The organism is Microcoleus sp. SVA1B4 (assembly GCF_036700545.1).
Classification (GTDB): domain Bacteria; phylum Cyanobacteriota; class Cyanobacteriia; order Cyanobacteriales; family Microcoleaceae; genus Microcoleus.
In genome coordinates, this window is sequence record NZ_JAUBPB010000175.1 from 1 (window position 1) to 1,169 (window position 1,169).

At 40.7% G+C, this 1,169-nt stretch carries 1 pseudogene; it reads right to left on the bottom strand.

Annotated elements, in window-relative coordinates:
• Nucleotides 1–1,094, bottom strand: a pseudogene (locus QT987_RS29785) (hypothetical protein); the annotation flags it as partial.
• Nucleotides 1,095–1,169: the final 75 nt, after the last annotated feature.

Sequence of the window (1,169 nt, forward strand, 5' to 3'; positions counted from 1 at the left end):
GTTTGTACAACTGGGCAATCAGTTTGCTGATGATAGAAAGCAATAGCTGCTGCTTCCCTAATCCGGGTCAGTTGTTGAGCACCCAGTTTGGGTACATACTTATTGAGTAGGTGATTAAACTGTGACTCACTCAACACCGTTTCTTGAGGTAATAGCTTGAGAGCATTCTGCCATTTAATCGGGATTTTGAAGTCCTGAATTAGTGAGAATGTGAGTGGATTTAGAATAAATTTCAGTTCTCGTCCCGGCTGTAATCCTTTGATTACCGTCAGTCTATCTTTATTAGCTGTTGTAAAGTAGACTGTATATAAAGGGTTGCAGATGATATTGGTGGTATGGTTGACTCCACCTACACGCGCGCCAGTTTGGTCAAAGTGTTGCCAAGGGCTACTCGCTAGTCCTGAATCATAAACTTCTTGTTTCTCGGTTTCAAAACCGGAGTGGTTTTTGATTAACAGGTTGGATAAATAACCTGCTGAGATGGAAATACCTAAATCGGCTAAAAAATCTAGTAGTTTGCCTTGCGTCATATTGCCCCCATAGTACAAACTGATGATTAAGGCTTTGATTCCTGGTCCAAATTCTCCTTCGTAGCCTAATGGTAATTCTGCTACATAAGTTTTTCGGAGTGAGGGTGAGTAATATTTCTGTTTACGGAACAATATGTTGTCGGTTGCCAAGCTGATATCTTGGATGATTACTTGCTCGTATCCTTTAAATTCTGCATCTGCTGGCAGTTGGTCTTTAGGATATTCTAGTATTTCTTCTCGATCTATTTTAATCGTCGCGTTCTTACTGCCTTTGCTATGCTTTTTTGGCGTTTTTCGCTCTTTCTCTGACGAGTGCTGGCTTTTGAACCCTTTGGAGTTGGCTTTGATGTCTGGTTTTCCTTGTTCTCCCTTCAATCGGTTGTTTTCATCTTTTAACCGTTGATTCTCTGACTCTAAGTCTTTGACTTTTAATTGTAATTGCTCAATGAGGTTCAGTAAGAGCTCTACTTTATGACGCATGGATTCGTCTGCAATCCCTGGGGGGTCGATGGTTTGCAGTAAATCTGAGGATGACTTGTCTTGTGAAATAATCTTTGGCGTCATGTGTCCTATTTTATGACACTTTGTGTACTCTGCTTATTTTTTTTTCTGTGCTACCGCTACTTATTGAGCGGATAC